This is a genomic window from Mycobacterium sp. RTGN5 (assembly GCF_033804465.1).
Lineage (GTDB): Bacteria > Actinomycetota > Actinomycetes > Mycobacteriales > Mycobacteriaceae > Mycobacterium.
The window spans coordinates 1493522-1511655 of sequence record NZ_JAPZLA010000001.1 but is presented as its reverse complement, the minus strand read 5'-3'; the positions used below and the strand labels follow the sequence as shown (position 1 = coordinate 1511655).

The 18134-nt window shown below is 67.3% G+C and carries 18 protein-coding genes and 1 pseudogene; 8 read left to right on the top strand and 11 right to left on the bottom strand.

Translation table 11 applies throughout. The annotated features are described in order from the left end of the window. Positions 1–97: 97 nt before the first annotated feature. From SLQ31_RS07395 to SLQ31_RS07385, 3 genes are read right to left on the bottom strand one after another with little or no spacing between them, the layout of a single operon-like run. Positions 98–1186, bottom strand: coding sequence for an adenosine deaminase (locus SLQ31_RS07395; RefSeq protein ID WP_319431067.1), 1089 nt, complete (start codon positions 1184–1186; stop codon positions 98–100). Next, on the bottom strand, positions 1186–2484 hold the full coding sequence (locus SLQ31_RS07390) for a thymidine phosphorylase (RefSeq protein ID WP_319431065.1): 1299 nt from the start codon (positions 2482–2484) through the stop codon (positions 1186–1188). Before SLQ31_RS07390 ends, SLQ31_RS07395 begins: the two co-directional genes overlap by 1 nt. Then, positions 2481–2894, bottom strand: coding sequence for a cytidine deaminase (locus SLQ31_RS07385; RefSeq protein ID WP_319431063.1), 414 nt, complete (start codon positions 2892–2894; stop codon positions 2481–2483). Before SLQ31_RS07385 ends, SLQ31_RS07390 begins: the two co-directional genes overlap by 4 nt. Before the next feature lie 180 nt (positions 2895–3074). Between SLQ31_RS07385 and sdhC the strand changes: the two genes are divergently transcribed. Genes sdhC through SLQ31_RS07365 form a run of 4 tightly spaced genes read left to right on the top strand, consistent with a single transcriptional unit; the run spans position 3075 to position 6518 of the window. Next, complete coding sequence (gene sdhC, locus SLQ31_RS07380; RefSeq protein ID WP_319431062.1) at positions 3075–3497, top strand: succinate dehydrogenase, cytochrome b556 subunit; 423 nt, start codon at positions 3075–3077, stop codon at positions 3495–3497. A 38-nt stretch (positions 3498–3535) separates the two neighbouring features. Beyond that, positions 3536–3955 carry a succinate dehydrogenase hydrophobic membrane anchor subunit gene (locus SLQ31_RS07375; RefSeq protein WP_319432928.1) on the top strand — a complete coding sequence of 140 codons (420 nt, stop codon included), beginning with the start codon at positions 3536–3538 and terminating at the stop codon, positions 3953–3955. A 37-nt stretch (positions 3956–3992) separates the two neighbouring features. Further along, positions 3993–5747, top strand: coding sequence for a succinate dehydrogenase flavoprotein subunit (gene sdhA / locus SLQ31_RS07370; RefSeq protein WP_319431061.1), 1755 nt, complete (start codon positions 3993–3995; stop codon positions 5745–5747). After that, the gene (locus SLQ31_RS07365) at positions 5748–6518 is read left to right on the top strand and encodes a succinate dehydrogenase iron-sulfur subunit (protein ID WP_319431060.1); all 771 of its coding nucleotides are present in this window, start codon (positions 5748–5750) and stop codon (positions 6516–6518) included. Here the strand turns inward: SLQ31_RS07365 and fadD1 are convergent. Genes fadD1 through SLQ31_RS07330 form a run of 7 tightly spaced genes read right to left on the bottom strand, consistent with a single transcriptional unit; the run spans position 6502 to position 12905 of the window. Next, complete coding sequence (gene fadD1, locus SLQ31_RS07360; RefSeq protein ID WP_319431058.1) at positions 6502–8082, bottom strand: fatty-acid--CoA ligase FadD1; 1581 nt, start codon at positions 8080–8082, stop codon at positions 6502–6504. The genes SLQ31_RS07365 and fadD1 overlap by 17 nt on opposite strands. Then, positions 8079–8492: a Zn-ribbon domain-containing OB-fold protein gene (locus tag SLQ31_RS07355; RefSeq protein ID WP_319431056.1), complete on the bottom strand. Its 414-nt coding sequence runs from the start codon at positions 8490–8492 to the stop codon at positions 8079–8081. Before SLQ31_RS07355 ends, fadD1 begins: the two co-directional genes overlap by 4 nt. Beyond that, complete coding sequence (locus SLQ31_RS07350) at positions 8492–9691, bottom strand: thiolase family protein (RefSeq protein WP_319431054.1); 1200 nt, start codon at positions 9689–9691, stop codon at positions 8492–8494. The genes SLQ31_RS07355 and SLQ31_RS07350 overlap by 1 nt, the downstream gene beginning before the upstream one ends. Next, a complete protein-coding gene (locus SLQ31_RS07345; protein ID WP_319431052.1) occupies positions 9691–10128 on the bottom strand; it encodes a MaoC family dehydratase in 438 nt (145 codons plus the stop codon). The genes SLQ31_RS07350 and SLQ31_RS07345 overlap by 1 nt, the downstream gene beginning before the upstream one ends. Then, the gene (locus SLQ31_RS07340; RefSeq protein ID WP_319431050.1) at positions 10125–10622 is read right to left on the bottom strand and encodes a MaoC family dehydratase; all 498 of its coding nucleotides are present in this window, start codon (positions 10620–10622) and stop codon (positions 10125–10127) included. Before SLQ31_RS07340 ends, SLQ31_RS07345 begins: the two co-directional genes overlap by 4 nt. Continuing rightward, a complete protein-coding gene (locus tag SLQ31_RS07335; RefSeq protein WP_319431048.1) occupies positions 10619–11725 on the bottom strand; it encodes an acyl-CoA dehydrogenase family protein in 1107 nt (368 codons plus the stop codon). Before SLQ31_RS07335 ends, SLQ31_RS07340 begins: the two co-directional genes overlap by 4 nt. Before the next feature lies 1 nt (position 11726). Next, positions 11727–12905 (bottom strand): acyl-CoA dehydrogenase family protein, encoded by a 1179-nt coding sequence (locus SLQ31_RS07330; RefSeq protein ID WP_319431046.1) that lies wholly within the window; start codon positions 12903–12905, stop codon positions 11727–11729. 144 nt (positions 12906–13049) lie between these two features. Here SLQ31_RS07330 and SLQ31_RS07325 point away from each other — a divergent pair. Then, a pseudogene (locus SLQ31_RS07325) lies at positions 13050–13595 on the top strand (carboxymuconolactone decarboxylase family protein); the annotation flags it as partial. Here the strand turns inward: SLQ31_RS07325 and SLQ31_RS07320 are convergent. Beyond that, entirely contained in the window at positions 13592–15094 is a 1503-nt protein-coding gene (locus tag SLQ31_RS07320) for a gamma-aminobutyraldehyde dehydrogenase (protein WP_319431044.1), read from the bottom strand. The pseudogene SLQ31_RS07325 and the gene SLQ31_RS07320 sit on opposite strands and share 4 nt — an antisense overlap. 206 nt (positions 15095–15300) lie before the next feature. On the opposite strand from SLQ31_RS07320, the gene SLQ31_RS07315 reads away from it, so the two are divergent. The 3 genes from SLQ31_RS07315 to SLQ31_RS07305 are packed head-to-tail and all read left to right on the top strand — an operon-like array spanning position 15301 to position 18111. Beyond that, on the top strand, positions 15301–15732 hold the full coding sequence (locus tag SLQ31_RS07315; protein WP_413641919.1) for an Lrp/AsnC family transcriptional regulator: 432 nt from the start codon (positions 15301–15303) through the stop codon (positions 15730–15732). Next, entirely contained in the window at positions 15729–17135 is a 1407-nt protein-coding gene (locus SLQ31_RS07310) for an aspartate aminotransferase family protein (protein WP_319431042.1), read from the top strand. Before SLQ31_RS07315 ends, SLQ31_RS07310 begins: the two co-directional genes overlap by 4 nt. 16 nt (positions 17136–17151) lie before the next feature. Beyond that, entirely contained in the window at positions 17152–18111 is a 960-nt protein-coding gene (locus tag SLQ31_RS07305; protein WP_319431040.1) for an SMP-30/gluconolactonase/LRE family protein, read from the top strand. Positions 18112–18134 lie beyond the last annotated feature (23 nt).

The following is an 18134-nucleotide window of genomic DNA, read 5'->3' as shown; positions in this document are numbered from 1 at the left end:
CGGCCCGCAAATCGCGGGGTACGCGCCCACCCGCAACCCGGCGTGGTGGCGAGGCGTGCGCGCGACCCTGGAGCAAACAAAAGGCAGTGGGCCCGGCTCAGCCGATCAGCACGGCATAGCGGGGCTTGATCACCTCGTCGATGATCGCCAGCCGCTCGTCGAAGTGGATGAACGCCGACTTCATCGCGTTGATGGTGAACCGCTCGAGATCACTCCACCCGTAGCCGAACGCCTCGACCAGCCGCAGCATCTCCTGGCTCATCGTGGTGTCGCTCATCAGGCGGTTGTCGGTGTTGACCGTGACCCGGAAGCGCAGCCGGGCCAGCAGGTCGAACGGATGGCTGGCGATGCTGTCCACCGCGCCGGTCTGCACATTGGAGCTCGTGCACATCTCCAGCGGAATCCGTTTGTCGCGCAGAATCGCCGCCAGCGTCCCCAACCGGGCGGTGCCGTCGGGCAGCACCTCGATGTCGTCGACGATGCGGACGCCGTGGCCGAGCCGATCGGCTCCGCAGTAGGCCAGGGCCTCGTGAATGGATGGCAGGCCGAATGCCTCACCGGCGTGAATGGTGAAGCGCGCATTGTTGGTGCGCATGTACTCGAATGCGTCGAGGTGGCGGGTGGGCGGGTAGCCGGCCTCGGCACCGGCGATGTCGAATCCCACCACACCCCTGTCGCGGAACCGGATCGCCAGCTCAGCGATCCCCCGGGAGCGGGCGGCGTGGCGCATCGCGGTGACCAGGCAGCGCACCACGATGGGGCGGCCGGCCGCGGCGGCGGCCTTCTCCCCCTCGGCGAAACCGGCCAGCACCGCGTCCACCACCTCGTCGAGGGACAGCCCGCGGTTGATGTGCAGTTCGGGGGCGAATCGCACCTCGGCGTACACCACGTTGTCGGCGGCCAGGTCCTCGACGCATTCGACGGCCACCCGGTGCAACGACTCGGCGGTCTGCATGACCGCGACGGTGTGTGCGAACGGTTCGAGGTAGCGCACCAGTGAGCCGCTGTGCGCGGCCGTGCGAAACCAGGTGGCCAGCCCGGCCTCGTCGGTGGCAGGCAGCCCGTCGTAGCCGATCTGCTCGGCGATCTCGAGGACGGTGGCCGGGCGCAGCCCGCCGTCGAGGTGATCGTGCAGCAGCGCCTTGGGTGCCTTGCCGATCATCGCGAGGGTCAGCGGGGTGGGCATCATCCAATCCGATCGATGATCAGGGGGCGGTGGTTGTGGTGTTTATCGACGACGGCCCAGGAGCCGTCGAGTTCGCCCATGGCGGCGGGAATCCGCTGTGCGGTGTCGGTGTACAGGGTGAATAACGGCTCACCAGCGGCAACCGGTTCACCGGGGCGGCGGTGGATACGCACGCCGGCGCCGGTTTGCACGCGCTGCCCTGGGCTGGCCCGGCCAGCGCCGAGCCGCCACACCGTCAGCCCCATTGCCATCGCGTTGATGTCCCCCATTGTGCCGCCTCGTGGTGCCACCACGGTCTCGGAATGGACACCGATCGGAAGCTGTGCGTGAACATCACCCCCCTGGGCTTGGACCAGTGCCCGGAAGCGGTCCATCGCGGTGCCGTCGCGCAGGGTTTGGGCCGGGTCGCAGCCGTCGATCCCGGCGAGATCGAGCATCTCGACCGCCAGCCGGACCGTCAGTTCCACCACGTCCTCGGGCCCGCCACCGGCGAGCACCTCGAGTGATTCTTCGACCTCGAGGGCGTTGCCTATCGCGCGGCCCAGCGGGATGTCCATATCGGTCAGCAGCGCCCTGGTCGGGATGCCCTGGGCCAGACCCAGCTCCACCATGGTGGCCGCCAGCTCCCGCGATTCGGCTTCGGTCTTCAGGAACGCCCCTCGGCCGACCTTCACATCGAGCACCAGGGCGTCGGCACCCTCGGCCAGCTTTTTGCTCATCACCGAACTGGCAATCAACGGCAGCGACTCCACCGTGCCCGTGACATCGCGCAGCGCATAGATCTTGCGGTCGGCAGGCGCCAGCTCGCCGGCGGCGAAAATAGCCGCGCCGATCTCCGACAACTGCTGACGCACTTGGGCTTTGGTGATCTCGGCGGTAAATCCGGGAATCGACTCCAGCTTGTCCAGGGTGCCGCCGGTATGCCCAAGACCGCGGCCGGCGGCCTGTGGAACCGCAGCACCACACGCCGCAATGACGGGAACCAGGGGAATGGTGATCTTGTCGCCGACCCCGCCGGTCGAGTGCTTGTCCACCGTCGGCAGCCGGCGCCCGTCGCGGCGCAGATCGCTGAAGTCCAGCTTCTCCCCGGAGGCGATCATCGCCGTCGTCCACCGGGAGATCTCACCGCGGTCCATCCCGCGCAGGAAGATCGCCATCAGCAGCGCCGACATCTGCTCGTCGGCCACCCGCCCATGGGTGTAGGCGTCGATCACCCAGTCGATGGCCTCGTCGGTCAACCGGAAACCGTCGCGCTTGGCCCGGATGACCGTCGGAGCGTCGAACGTGAACTCCGTCACGGCTTTTCCCGTTCCACCCGAGCCAGATCGTCGGGACCGAAGGCGTCGGGCAACAGCTCGGCCAGTCGGCGCGGGCCGCGTGCGTGATCGACGAGCAGCTCCGGCCCACCGTGTTCGAGAAGCAGCTGCCGACAGCGTCCGCACGGCATCAACGCCGCCCCGGTGGCATCCACCACCGCCACCGCGAGCAACCGGCCGCCGCCGCCGGACATCAGGGCGCAGACCACCGCGCATTCGGCACAGAGACCTAGGCCATATGAGACATTTTCCACATTGCAACCGGTGACAACGCGGCCGTCGTCGACCAGGGCGGCCGCCCCAACCGGGAACCCCGAATACGGTGCGTAGGCGTGACTTGAGGCCTCAACAGCCTTGGCACGCAATGACTTCCACTCGATCTCTCCAGTCATGTGGTGCTCACCACACCAATACTGAATGCATTCACCAACCGCCTCGCAGGAGTTGCCTCGCGGCGGTAACCCGGCCCAAATCGGCCGAATAGCCGCCTCTTATCTCTGCACGGTAGTTCTTTCGACCGTACAAACGGCGTTAGAGTCCACCCAAACGCAACGATGGTGTTGGAGGCGCTGATGACTACAGCGGCACCGGTCGTGCCGGGCCCGCGCGATAAGTCGACTCGACGACGGCGCACTCTGTACCGCGGCGACCCCGGTATGTGGTCGTGGGTGCTGCACCGCATCACCGGCGCGACGATCTTCTTCTTCCTCTTCGTCCACGTCCTCGACACCGCCCTGGTCCGGGTCAGCCCGCAGGCCTACAACGAGGTCGTCAACACCTACAAGACCCCGATCGTCGGGCTGATGGAGATCGGCCTGGTGGCCGCGCTGCTCTATCACGCACTCAACGGCGTCCGGATCATCCTCATCGACTTCTGGTGGAAGGGTCCCCGCTATCAGCGCCAGATGCTGTGGGCGGTGGCCGGGGTCTGGCTGCTGGTGATGGTGCCCTCGCTGGTGATCATCGGCATGCACATGGCGGAGCGGTTCCTGTGAGCGCGCCCGAGAACCGGCTCGGCCCGCCGGCCCCCATCATGGAGCGCAGCCATGACCGGCCGGCCGGGCTGGACAATCCGCGCACCCCACGCAGTCGCAGCGGTATGCCCAACTTCGAGAAGTACGCCTGGCTGTTCATGCGCTTCTCCGGCGTCGTCCTGATCTTCCTGGCGCTCGGACATCTGTTCATCGGGCTGATGTGGGACGGCGGCGTCTACCGCATCGACTTCAACTACGTCGCCCAGCGCTGGGCCTCGCCGTTCTGGCAGACCTGGGACCTGCTGCTGCTGTGGCTGGCTCAGCTGCACGGCGGCAACGGGATCCGCACGATCATCGGCGACTACGCACGCAAGGACTCCACCAAGTTCTGGCTCAACTCGCTGTTGGCGGTCTCGCTGCTGATCGTGCTGGTGGTGGGGACCTACGTGCTGCTGACCTTCGATCCGAACATCTCCTAGTCGACATTTCTGCCAGACGACACTGTAGAGGCGAAAAATGATTACCGAACACCGCTACGACGTGGTCATCGTCGGTGCAGGCGGAGCCGGCATGCGCGCCGCCGTCGAGGCGGGCCCGCGGGTGCGCACCGCGGTGCTGACCAAGCTGTACCCGACGCGTTCGCACACCGGCGCCGCCCAGGGCGGCATGTGCGCCGCGCTGGCCAATGTCGAAGAGGACAACTGGGAGTGGCACACCTTCGACACCGTCAAGGGTGGCGACTATCTCGCCGACCAGGACGCCGTCGAGATCATGTGCAAGGAAGCCATCGACGCGGTGCTCGACCTCGAGAAGATGGGGATGCCGTTCAACCGCACCCCCGAGGGCCGTATCGACCAGCGCCGCTTCGGCGGGCACACCCGCGACCACGGCAAGGCGCCCGTGCGCCGCGCGTGTTACGCCGCCGACCGCACCGGCCACATGATCCTGCAGACGCTCTACCAAAACTGCGTCAAGCACGACGTGGAGTTCTTCAACGAGTTCTATGTGCTGGACCTGGCTTTGACGCAGACCCCGAGCGGTCCGGTTGCCACCGGCGTCATCGCCTACGAGCTGGCGACCGGACAGATCCACATCTTCCACGCCAAAGCCGTCGTGTTCGCCACCGGTGGCTCGGGCCGGATGTACAAGACCACCTCGAATGCCCACACGCTGACCGGTGACGGGCTGGGCATCGTCTTCCGTAAGGGACTTCCCTTGGAGGACATGGAGTTTCACCAGTTCCATCCCACCGGCCTGGCCGGCCTGGGAATCCTCATCTCCGAGGCCGTCCGCGGCGAGGGCGGACGATTGCTCAACGGCGAGGGCGAGCGGTTCATGGAGCGCTACGCCCCCACGATCGTCGACCTGGCCCCGCGCGATATCGTCGCCCGCTCGATGGTGCTGGAAGTGCTGGAAGGCCGCGGCGCCGGACCGCACAAGGACTACGTGTACATCGACGTGCGCCACCTCGGCGCCGACGTGCTCGAGGCCAAGCTGCCCGATATCACCGAGTTCGCCCGCACCTATCTGGGGGTGGACCCGGTCAAGGAACTGGTGCCGGTCTACCCCACCTGCCACTACGTCATGGGCGGCATCCCGACCACCATCACCGGACAAGTGTTGCGCGACAACACCACAACGGTGCCAGGGCTGTACGCCGCAGGCGAATGCGCCTGCGTGTCGGTGCACGGCGCCAACCGGCTGGGCACCAACTCGCTGCTGGACATCAACGTGTTCGGCCGCCGAGCCGGCATCTCCGCCGCCAACTACGCTCTTGGCCACGACTTCGTCGACCTGCCCGAGGAGCCGGCAGGCATGGTGGTGAACTGGGTCGCCGATATCTTGAGCGAGCACGGCAACGAGCGCGTCGCCGACATCCGTGGCGAGCTGCAGCAGTCGATGGACAACAACGCCGCGGTGTTCCGCACCGAGGAGACTCTGAAGCAGGCACTGACCGACATCCACGCGCTCAAGGAGCGCTATGCCCGAATCTCGGTGCATGACAAGGGAAAGCGCTACAACAGCGATCTGCTCGAGGCGATCGAGCTGGGCTTCCTGCTGGAGCTGGCCGAGGTCACCGTCGTCGGTGCGTTGAACCGCAAGGAGTCTCGCGGCGGGCACGCCCGCGAGGACTACCCCAATCGTGACGACACGAACTACATGCGGCACACCATGGCCTTTAAGGAAGGTACCGATCTGCTCAGCGATATCCGGCTGGATTACAAGCCCGTCGTGCAGACCCGCTACGAGCCGATGGAGCGTAAGTACTAGATGACAATCGCACCTGACGTCAAAGAACCCGCACTGCCGCCGATCCCGGCCGGCGCCGTGATGGTGACGCTGAAGATCGCGCGGTTCAACCCGGAGGATCCCGACGGCGCCGGCTACCAGAGCTTCCGGGTGCCGTGCCTGCCATCGGACCGGCTGCTGAACCTGCTGATCTACGTCAAGAGTTACCTGGACGGCACCCTGACGTTCCGCCGCTCGTGTGCCCACGGGGTGTGCGGCTCGGATGCGATGCGGATCAACGGCGTCAACCGGCTGGCGTGCAAGGTCCTGATGCGCGATCTGCTGCCGAAGAAGGACAAGCCGCTCACCATCACCATCGAACCGATCCGCGGCCTGGCCGTCGAGAAGGATCTGGTGGTCAACATGGAGCCGTTCTTCGACGCCTACCGCGCGGTCAAGCCCTATCTGATGACCTCGGGCAACGCGCCCACCCGCGAGCGCATCCAGAGCCCGACGGACCGGGCCCGCTACGACGACACCACCAAGTGCATCCTGTGCGCCTGCTGCACCACCAGCTGCCCGGTGTATTGGAGCGAGGGGTCCTACTTCGGGCCGGCCGCGATCGTCAACGCCCACCGGTTCATCTTCGACAGCCGCGACGAGGGGGCCGCCGAGCGGTTGGACATCCTCAACGAGGTCGACGGGGTGTGGCGTTGCCGCACGACATTCAACTGCACCGAGGCCTGCCCACGCGGTATCGAGGTCACCAAGGCGATCCAGGAGGTCAAGCGCGCGCTTATGTTCGCGCGCTGACCTGGTAGCTGGTCGAGCGGGCCGGCCGCTCCCACAGCACGCCGCCCTCGGCGGTCACCCCGGCCGCGCTCAGTTCGCGCTTGAGGATCTTGTTGGTGGCGGTCTGCGGCAGGTCGTCGTTGATGCGGACGAACCGCGGCCAGGCCTTTGGCGACAGATCAGCCTGCTCAGCCAGGAATGCCTCGAACTCCGCCTGTGTCAGCGACTGTCCTTGGCGCAGCACGACTGCGGCCATCACCTGATCGCCCACCCGTTCGTCGGGCACGGCGTAGACGGCCACCTGATTGAGTTGCGGCAGCCGCAGCAGGATTCGCTCGATCGGGGCCGCGGCCATGTTCTCGCCGTCGACGCGCATCCAGTCCGAGGTCCGGCCGGCCAGATAGATCCAGCCGTCGGCGTCTTTATAGGCGAGGTCACCGGTCCAGTACATGCCCTGGCGCAGCCGTTCGGAGGTGGCGTCCGGGTCGTTGTAGTAACCGGCAAAGGGTCCAGAACCCGTGGTGTTGACCAGCTCCCCGATCGCCTCGTCGACATTGAGCAGTGCGCCGTTCTCGCCGAAAACAGCGGTGGCGCATTCGATCACGGTGTCGGGGTGGTAGATCGCCACGCCGCCCCAGCCCTTGCCGATGGAGCCTGGCGGGGTGCCGTCCTCGCGGACGACGATCACGGCGAACTCGCTGGAGCCGAAGGCATCGATGATGCGGCAGCCGAAACGCCGGGAGAATTCCGCGATGTCGCGCTCGGTGGCCTCGTTGCCGTACATGATGCGCAGCGGGTTGTCGGCGTCGTCGGGTTGCTCGGGGGTGGCCAGTACCAGCGCGAGCGGCTTGCCGACGTAGTTCATGAACGTGACACCGAAGCGGCGCAGGTCGGGCAGCAGCCGCGAGACGGAGAACTTCACCGGCACCATCGCCGCGCCCGCGGCTACCGCGACCGAAAAGCCAACGGCCACCCCGTTGGAGTGGAACAGCGGCATCGCGAGGTAGCACACGTCGTCGCTGCTGATGTCGACTTGGGCGCCCACGCTCAGGCCGCACATCAGGCTCATCGCGTGGACGAATGGCACGGCCTTGGGGTTACCGCTGGTGCCGGAGGTGAAGATCATCATGAATGGGTCGGTGCCGCTGACCTCATGTGGGACAAGGGGTTCCGCGGCCGCAACCGCTTCGGCGTACCGCGGGCCGGTCACGTCGAGCACGACGATACCCGAGAGATCCAGCCCGTCGAGCAGGCGGGCGTGGTCGGTGTCGACCAACAGCAGTTGGCAGTCCGCCCGGCGGATGTCGGAGACCAGTCCCTCCCCACGGCGCGTCGTGTTGATTCCGCACAGCACGTAGCCGCCGAGCGCGGCGGCGGCCATCGACCGCACGTAGGCCGGTGAATTCGTCAGCAGCGCACCGATATGCAGCGGCCGGTCCGGGTCGGTCATGGCCAGCAGTGCCGACGCTTCGGCGGTGGCCTCGGCCAGATACTCGCGCCACGTCCAGCTGCGCTCCGGCGAGATCACCGCGACGGAGTCGTCGCCTGTCCGGCCGCGCAACAGCTGCTGGACGGTGTCGATCATGCGTCGGCGGGGCGGTAGCGCAGCAGGGTGATACCGCTGCCGGGGAGGTCGCAGAACACCGGTGTGACCCGCATTCCGATCCGAACGTCGGCGGGTTCGACATCCACCAGCTCGGTGGAGAACCGGGGGCCGGCGTCCCACTGCACCACCGCGGGCAACTGCGGCAGCGCGTCGGCCCAGGGCGGGCCGGTCGGCCGGAGTGCAACGGTATAGGTGTACAGCGTTGCCGCACCGTCGATCTCACGCCACTCGAGGTCATCGGCCAGCGTGCCGGGGGCAAGCGTGCGGGGATAGAACACGTAGCGGCCGGCCGACGGCGAATACTGGATCAGGATCCGGTGCGCAGCCAACCCATCCCAGAACGGCTGAGACACCGGGGTGGGTTCGGGGACCGGCATCGGTTCGGCCATCAGTCGCCTCCCAAGACCAGGGCCACCTGCTCGCTCATGATGCCGCCGGTGCCGGCCACGAACGCGATGTTGGCACCCGCGACCTGTGCGGTCGCGGAGCGCCCCATCAGCTGGCGGGTGGCGTCGACGACGTGGTGCATGCCCCCGGACATCCCGGCCTGCCCGTAGGACAGCTGGCCGCCGGCGGTGTTCAGCGGGAAGTCACCGCGGAAGGTCAAGTCCCGCTCCTTGATCCACGTCATGCCCTGGCCTTTCGGACAGAAGCCGGCGTCCTCAAGGGTCATCAGGACGGTGATCGTGTAGCAGTCGTAGATGGAGGCGATGTCGACGTCGGCCGGGCGCAGGCCTGCCATCGCGAAGGCCCGCTGCGCCGAGCGGGCGATCGGGGTGATCATCGGATCCTGGGCGTAAGTCGTGGTCTTGAACGAGATGTGCTCACCGAAACCCTTGATCCACACCGGCCGATGGCGGGCCTTGCGCGCCAGGTCGGCGTTGGCGACCAGCACACCGGTGCCGCCGTGGACGGGCATGACGGTCTCCAGCATGTGGATGGGGTCGGCGATCATCGGGCTGCCCAGCACGTCGGCCTCCGTGAGCGGGGTGCCACCGAACACCGCGCCCGGGTGCGCACAGGCGTTGGTGCGCTGGTCGACCGCGATCTTCGCCAGCGCCGACGGGTCATAGCCGTACTGGGCACCGTAGCGTTGCGCGATCTGCGAGAAGGGGGCGTTCTGGCCGACATTGCCGTACGGGATCTCGTACTCGGCCTGCGGTGAGCCGTAGTTGTTGCTCGATGCCCCATACCAACTCGGCGCCACCGGCGGTCGGCGCGTCGAGCGTGGCAGGGCGCGCGAACCCGGCAGCACGGCCAGTACCGCGTCACACAGCCCGAGCTCGACCGCGACGGCCGCCCGCCACACCATGGCAGCCGATGTCGCCCCGCCCAGGTCGACGCGTTCGCCGAAATCGATGGGCAGCCCGAGGTATTCGGACAGGGTGGCCGGGACGAACATGTCCGATTCGGCGAGCCCATGGGAGATCAGCCCGTTGACCACGCCCGCCTCGAGCCCGGCGTCGTCGAGCACCAGCTTGGTCAGCGCGGCGTACTGGTCGAGGGTGAACAGTTCGGGCCGGGTCGGCTTGCGTTCAGCAGGCAGCTCGGCGATCCCGACGATCGCCGCTTCGCCGGCCAGCCGCATCAGGAATCCCCACGGCGTCGAGGCAGTTCCACGGTCGCGGTGCCGGGCATCAAGATGTCGGCGTCCCGTCGCCCGGTGATGTCGAGATCGACCAGGCCCCGGCCGGCATCCACCCGTTTACCGGTCACAGTGCCGCCGAACGTCAGCGGCTGACCGGGAAACGCCACCCCACGGTTCTGCACCGAGTATTCGACCAGCCGACCAGCGCCACCGATCCAGTCGGTGATCGCGCGGGCCAGCAGCGCGGCCTGGAGCGGGCCCTGCACGAGGACGCCGTCGTAGCCCTCTTTCTCGCGCGCCCAGTCCTTGTCGTAGTGGATGCGATGACCGTTGTAGGTGGCCGCGCTGAAGAAGAACATCTGCGTCTCGTCGACGGTGACCGTCAGCTCAGGCAGTTCGTCGCCGGCTGCAACGTCATCGAAGAACAGCTGGGTCATGGTCGCGCGATCATCGACGTGGTGGACTCGGCCACCAGTTCGTCGTGTTGATTGCGGTAGACGGTGTGCCAGGTGACCAGAACGAATCGCCCTGAGCGGCCTTCTTTTTCGACAACCGACTCGATAGTGCGAACCAGCTCGATCTCGTCGCCATGGTAAGCAGGCAGGTGGAACGTGGTGCTCTCACCGCCGGCCATCCGGCGCGGCGCTTTCGGGAAGGCGAGGCTGCCCGAGACCGCACCGGAGGAGCCGTCGGGACGCAGGGCCGAGAGCGCGCTGACACCGAGGATCGCGTACTGCAGGTACAGCGGTGGGCAGATGACATCGCGGTAGCCATTGGCGCGGGCATAGTCCGGGTCGAACCACAGCGGGTTGTCGTCACCGACCGCCGCGGCCCAGCGCTGCCAGTCCCGGCGGATCACTTCGCCGGTGGCAGTGGCGGCGACGGTGCCCACCCGCGCGGCCGTCTCCGCGTCGATGAGGTCAGAGGTCATTGGCCGTCCTTGCGCCGCAACCGATCCCCGATCGCCGCGCGACTGACCACGTCGTCGTCGAGCCAGCCGGCGGCGATATCGGCGCCCCCGCCCAGCGTGGAGAGCACCCTGGCCCGCTCCGACCACAGGTACAGATCGGTGTCCACGACGTATCCCATCCCGCCGTGCAGCTGGTGGGCGTCGAGGGTGGCCCATTTGGCCGCGGTGGCAGACTGGATTCTGGCAATGGCGGTTTCGCGGATCGCGGTGCGGCCCTGACCGATCGCGTACACCGCGGACTGCGCGGCCAGCCGCGCCGCCGCGAGTGCGATGTGCATATCGGCCACGATGTGCTGCGCGGCCTGGAAGGAGGCGATCGGCCGGCCGAACTGGTGCCGCAATGTGGTGTAGCGCACGGTCCGCTCCATGACGGCCTCGCCGACACCGACCAGGTCCAGCGACGTCAAGGCCACCGCGGCGTTGGCAACCCGCCGCAGCTCGTCTCTGCCCGGATATGCCCCGTCGCCCAGCACGTCGTCGACCGGCACGTCGTCGAAGCGCACCACCGAGGCGTGGTGGCCACCCATCAGTGCGAGCGGCCGCAACGTCACGCCCTCGTTGCGTAGCCGAACGACGAAGCCCACCGTGTTGCCGGACTTGTCGAACCCGGTTACCACGATCACGTCGGCGGTGTCGGCGTCGGTGACGAAATCGGCTGTGCCGGTGAGCCGCCAGCTGCCGTCTTTGGCCTGGTCTGCGCGCATGGTGGGGGTGACATCGGACGCATCGTTGGGGTTCCACAGCGCGGTGGTGCCCGCGATCCGGCCTGTCGTGAGATCGGGTAGCCATCTGGCCCAGGACTTTTCACCGCCGAGGACGTAGAGCGCGTACCCGGCGATGACGGTGCTATGCACCCGCGGCGGGCCCAGCGCCCGGCCGGCCTCCCTGGCGAAGATGCCGAGATCCGACAACGTCCCGCCGGATCCGCCATGGCACTCCGGCAGACCCAGCCCCATCACCCCCGCGGCAGCGAGGTCGCTCCACAGGTCGGCGCGACCTGCGCTCAATAGCCCGCGCAGGCTGGATGCCAAATCCCGGTCATCTTGAGAGGCAACGAGTTTCATATCAACGTCCGTAGGAGGGCATGCCGTTGCCACGCTGGGCGATGACGTCTCGGAGCACTTCGTTGGTGCCACCGCCAAAGCGCATCAGCGGGGCGAACCGGTAGAGCTTCTCGAACCGCCCGCCGGCCGGGGCTTCCGGATTTCGGTGCGCCAGCAATCCTTCGGCGCCAAGCAGGTCGATGCCCAAGTCAGCGATGCGCTGCCGCAATTCACTGCTGAACACCTTCTCGACGCTCACCTCGACGGTCGGGATCACCCCGTCGGACAGCATCGAGGACGCCTCGTAGCCCATCAGCCCGGCCACCTCGACGTCGGCCTCGGCCTGGGCCAGCCGGCGCCGGAACCCCGCGTTGTCGATCGGAACCGAGCCGTCGCGTCGTGGCATGCGAGCCAGCACCTGGAGCTCGTCGAGCGCGCGCCGCAGGTCGCCTGCGTTGGTCAGCGAACCCCGTTCGAGGTCGAGGGCACCGGTGATGTAGGACCAGCCGCGGTTCTCTTCGCCGATGAGGTTGGTGACCGGCACCCGCACGTCGTCGAAGAACACCTCGTTGGTGCGGTAGCCGGACCAGGCGATCAACGGGCGAATCCGAATGCCGGGACTGTCGACGGGGACGACGATCACCGAAATCCCCCGGTGTCGTTGGGCCTGCGGATCGGTCCGCACACACAGCCATTCGTGGGTCGACCGCTGGGCCCCGCTGTTCCAGATCTTGGACCCGTTGATCACCCACTCGTCGCCGTCGCGCACCGCCTTGGTCCGCAACGAGGCCAGGTCGGTTCCGGCGTCAGGCTCGGAATAGCCGAGGGCACAGGTCATCTCGCCGCGGGCGATGGGCGGCAGGAATTCACGCTTGTTCTGCTCGGTGCCGTGCCGCATGATCATCGGCGCGATCGAGGTGACGGTCAGATCGGGGCCGGGTGCACCCCAGTATTCGAACTCGGTCATCAGCAGGTGCAGGTGCACCGGGCCGAGCCCGAGGCCGCCGTACTCCGCGGGCCAGTTCAGGCCGAACCAGCCCTTGGCGCCGAGCTTGGCGCGGAACGCGGCCACCTCCCCGCCGGGGTGTTCCAGATTGTGTTCGGCGATTTCTGTGCGCAGGCTGTCAGTGACGTTCTCGCGCAGGAATTCCCGAACCTCGGCTAACCAGGCGCGCTGTTCGGCGTCAAGGTCGAAATCCACAAGTCAGCACCCTAGTCGAGTACTTAGTCCGTCAACCCAATATTGATGCGGTTCGGGGTGTCACATTTCCGGCCCGGCGAGCATCTTGAGTACATGAGCACACTTGAGCACATGAGCAGCAAGGCACGACTCGAAGCACTCACCCCCGAGAAGGCCCCGCTGCTGACCCGGCTGATGTACCGCTGGGCCAGGCGGCGCTTCGGCGAGGTTCCCGGGCCGTTCGCCGTCTATGCCCACCACACCGGCCTGCTGGTGGCCAACGCCGTGCACGAGGGCCTACTGCAGAAGGCGTCCACGAAGCTGCCGGTCAGCGTCCGCGAGCTCGCGGTGTTCTGGACCGCCCGCGCCGTCGGCTGCTCCTGGTGCGTCGACTTCGGGCAGATGCTGATGCGGCTGGAGGGCTTGGACCTCGACCGGCTCGCGCACATCGACGACTACGCGACCTCGCCGCTCTACAACGACGACGAGCGGGCCGCGATCGCTTACGCCGACGCCATGACGACGGATCCGCACACGATCACCGACGAACAGGTCGACGACCTGCGGCGGCGGTTCGGCGCCGACGGCGTGGTGGAGCTGACTTATCAGATCGGCGTGGAGAACATGCGCTCCCGGATGAACTCGGCACTGGGCATCACCGAGCAGGGGTTCAGTTCGGGCGACGCCTGCCGCGTCCCCTGGACTACTTAGCGCAGTTTGAAGATCGTCCGGTGCCAGTCCTTTTCGGCGACCCCGGTGATGTCGCTCATCACGTGCTTGATGGTGAGGTACTCCTCGAAGGAGTAGTCGCTCATGTCCTTGCCGAATCCGGACGCGCCGACCCCGCCGTGCGGCATCTCGCTGATGATCGGGATGTGGTCGTTGATCCACACACAGCCGGCGTTGATCTCGCGCGAGGCGCGCTGGGCGCGGTACACATCGCGGGTCCACGCCGAGGCGGCCAGCCCGTAGTCGGTGTCGTTGGCCTGACGCAGCGCATCGTCATCGCCGTCATGGGTGCGCACGGTCAGCACCGGGCCGAACACCTCGTCGCGGTAGATCTCGGAGGTCTCGGCGACATCGGCGACCAGCGTCGGCAGGTAGAAGGAGCCCGGCCGGTCCGGCGCGGCGCCGCCTGCGGCGATGCGGCCGCCCTCTCCCGGCGCGCGAGCCACCATCGCGGCAACCTTGTCGCGGTGCGCGGCAGAAATCAGCGGGCCCAGGTCGGTATCGGGGTCCTGCGGGTCGCCGACGACCATCGTGGACATCAGCTCGGCCACGCCCGCGACGAAGTCGTCGTAGAGGTTGCGGGCGACGATCGCGCGGGTCGCGGCGGTGCAGTCCTGCCCGGAGTTGATCAGCGATCCGGCCACCGCGCCGTTGATCGCGGCGTCCAGGTCGGCGTCGTCGAACACCACGAACGGCGCCTTACCGCCGAGCTCCAACTGGGTGCGATGCCCGTGCAGGGCCGCCGCAGCCATCACCCTGCGGCCGACCGCGGTCGAACCGGTGAACGTGACGACGTCGACGTCGCGGTGACCGGCCAGCGCCGAGCCGACGTCGGAACCGGCGCCGGTGAGGACATTGAGGACACCGTCGGGCAGGCCGGCCTCCGTGGCCAGCCGGGCCAGCGTCAACGTGGTCAGCGGGGTCAGCTCGGCAGGCTTGATCACCACCGAACAGCCCGCCGCCAGCGCAGGCAGCACCTTCCACACCGCCATCTGCAGCGGGTAGTTCCACGGCGTGATCGTCGCGACCACGCCGACTGCCTCACGCCGGATGGAGGAGGTGTGATCGCTTGAGTACTCCCCGGTGGCCTTGCCTTCCAGGTGGCGGGCCGCCCCGGCGAAGAACGCGATGTTGTCGATGCTGCCGGGGACATCGAACTCTCCTGCCAGCCGTACCGGCTTGCCGGTCTGGCTGACCTCTTCGGCGACAAGCTGCTCGGAATTGGCCTCGACGAGTTCGGCCAGTTTGGCCAGCACGGTGGCCCGCTCCGCCGGAGTGGCCCGCGACCAGCCGCGCAACGCCGCGCGGGCGGAGGCCACGGCGATGTCGACGTCGGCGGGCTGAGCCAGCGCCAACTCTGCGACGACGCTGCCGTCGGCCGGGTTGATCACCTGATGCAGGCCGCCGCCGGTGACCACCGGGGCGCCATCGATCCAGCTACTGGGCACAATGCGGGTCTTGTCAGAGGCGAGAGTTGTCACCGTTCCACGGTAACCGACCCCCTTAGGGGCTGCTACGCATTCCCGCAGTATGGGTGGGCAAACGCCACCAATTTCATCGATCTGGTTGCCTAAAACAACTGATTCCGTGCACAATCATGGGCATGCGTGACACGGGTGTACCGGCCACTCGGTTTCCCGTCCGCGCCGTTGCGGCGGGTGGAAACGGACCTGCCCAACTGGACGAGATGTCCAAGGCCATTATCGAGAAATTGCAGCAGGACGGGCGGCGTTCCTACGCCGCAATCGGTAAATCCGTCGGGCTGTCGGAGGCGGCGGTGCGCCAACGAGTGCAGCGCCTGGTCGACTCCGGGGTGATGCAGATCGTCGCGGTGACCGACCCCTTGCAACTGGGTTTCAGCCGTCAGGCCATGATCGGCATCCGCTGCACGGGCGACACCACCAAAGTCGCCGAGAAGCTGGCGCTGATCGAAGCGGTGGACTACGTGGTGCTCACCGCGGGCACCTTCGACGCCATCGCCGAGGTGGTCTGTGAAGACGACGCCGAACTGCTCGAGCTGCTCAACACCAGGATCCGCGCCGTGCCGGGAGTGACCTCCACCGAGACGCTGGTCTATCTGAAACTAGTTAAGCAACAATACAATTGGGGTACCCGATGACAACCACCGCCAGCCAGAACCTGACTGCCGAGCTCGGCGCCAAGGCAGACCGGCACCTGTGGGGCCACTTCGCCCGCCACGGCGCCGGAATCACACCACCGATCATCACCCGCGGCGACGGTGTCCACATCTGGGACAGCAACGGCAAGCGCTACATCGACGGCCTGTCGGGCCTTTTCGTCGTGCAGGTCGGCCACGGCAGGGAAGAGATCGCGGAAGCCGCCAAGAAGCAGGCCGAGACGCTGGGATTCTTCCCGCTGTGGTCCTACGCCACCCAGCCGGCCATCGAGCTGGCGGAGCGGCTGGCCAATTACGCGCCCGGTGATCTGAATCGGGTGTTCTTCACCACCGGCGGCGGCGACGCTGTCGAGTCGGCGTGGAAGCTGGCCAAGCAGTACTACAAGCTCACCGGCAGGCCCGGCAAGTACAAGGTGATCTCGCGCGCCATCGCCTACCACGGCACACCGCACGGCGCGCTCGCCATCACCGGCCTGCCGACCTTCAAGGCGCCATTCGAGCCGATCACCCCCGGTGGCTTCCGGGTGCCCAACACGAACTTCTACCGCGCGCCCGAGGGCCACGACACCGACATCAAGGAGTTCGGTCAGTGGGCGGCGAACCGGATCGCCGAGGCCATCGAGATGGAAGGTCCCGACTCGGTGGCGGCGGTGTTCCTCGAGCCGGTGCAGAACGCGGGCGGCTGCTTCCCCCCGCCGCCCGGCTACTTCGAGCGGGTCAGGGAGATCTGCGACGAATACGACGTGCTGCTGGTCTCCGACGAGACGATCTGCGCGTTCGGCCGCATCGGTTCGATGTTCGCCTGCAACGACTTCAACTACGTGCCGGACATCATCACCTGCGCCAAGGGCCTGACCTCCGGTTACGCCCCATTGGGCGCGATGATCGCCTCCGACCGGCTCTTCGAGCCGTTCAACGACGGCCAGACGACCTATGCGCACGGCTACACCTGGGGCGGGCACCCCGTCTCGGCGGCGGTCGCGATGGCCAACCTCGACGTGTTCGAGCGCGAGGGTCTCAACGACCACGTCAAGACCACGGCGCCGGCGTTCCGCGCCACCCTGGAGAAACTGCTCGACCTGCCGATCGTCGGTGACGTCCGCGGCGAGGGCTTCTTCTATGGCATCGAGCTGGTCAAGGACAAGGCCACCAAGGCGACCCTCGACGATGAGCTCAGCGAGTGGCTGCTGCGCAGTTTCCTGTCCGTCGAGTTGTGGGAGGCGGGTCTGTACTGCCGCGCCGACGACCGCGGCGACTCCGTGGTGCAGCTCGCCCCGCCGCTGATCAGCGACCAGGCCGTCTTCGACGAGATCGAGCAGATCCTGCGCCGGGTGTTCACCCAGGCCTGGGATCACCTGCAGACCCGTGGCAACGCCTGGCATTAAACCTCCGGTCGATCCCGTGCGGTGGCAGCCGCCGCCTTCCGCCGCGCTGCCCCCGCCGGATCTGGCCGGACCACTCCGCATCGTCGATATTCCAGGCCATGCCCCCGAGGATGTCGTCGTCGACGCCGATGGTGCGATCTGGACCGGCACCGACGACGGCGCGATCGTGCGGATCCGGCCCGGCGCCGCACCCGAGGTGGTGGCCAATACCGGCGGGCGGCCGCTGGGTCTGGCGGCCAGCCGGGACGGGCGGCTGCTGATCTGTGACAGCCACCGCGGGCTACTGCGGCTGGATCCCGTCACCGGCGCATGCGAAACACTGGTGAGCGAGGTCGCCGGACGGCCGCTCACGTTCTGCAGCAATGTGGTCGAATCATCGGACGGCACAATCTTTTTCACCGAGTCGACGTCCCGCTTTCACTACGAGTACTACAAGGGCTCGGTGCTGGAGGCCCGGGCCAGCGGCTCGCTGTTCCGCCGTGACGTCGACGGCACCGTGACGACGCTGGCCACCGGGCTGCGGTTCGCGAACGGGGTGGCGTTGACCGCCGACGAGTCGGCGTTGGTGGTCGCCGAGACCACCGCGTGCCGGGTTTCGCGGTACCCGCTCACCGGCTCCGGGGTCGGCGAGCCGGTGCCGCTGATCGAGCACCTGCCCGGCTATCCGGACAACATCTCGCTGGCACCCGACGGGCGGATCTGGGTCGCGTTGGTCAGCGAGCGCAATGCGGTCGGTGAATGGCTCGCCCCGCGCGCCCCCGCGCTGCGCCGGCTGCTGTGGCGCTTGCCGTACAGCTGGCTGCCTAACCCCAAGCCGGTGGTGTGGGCGCTCGCCGTCGATCTCGACGGCCAGGTCCGAGCCCAGTTACGCACCACCGATGCACGGTTCGCGCTGGCCACCGGCCTGGTGGAACACGACCGCAAACTGTGGCTGGGGTGCATCGGGTCGTCCGCCGTCGCATGTCTCGATTTGTAACAACTACCACTCCAGTCACAGCG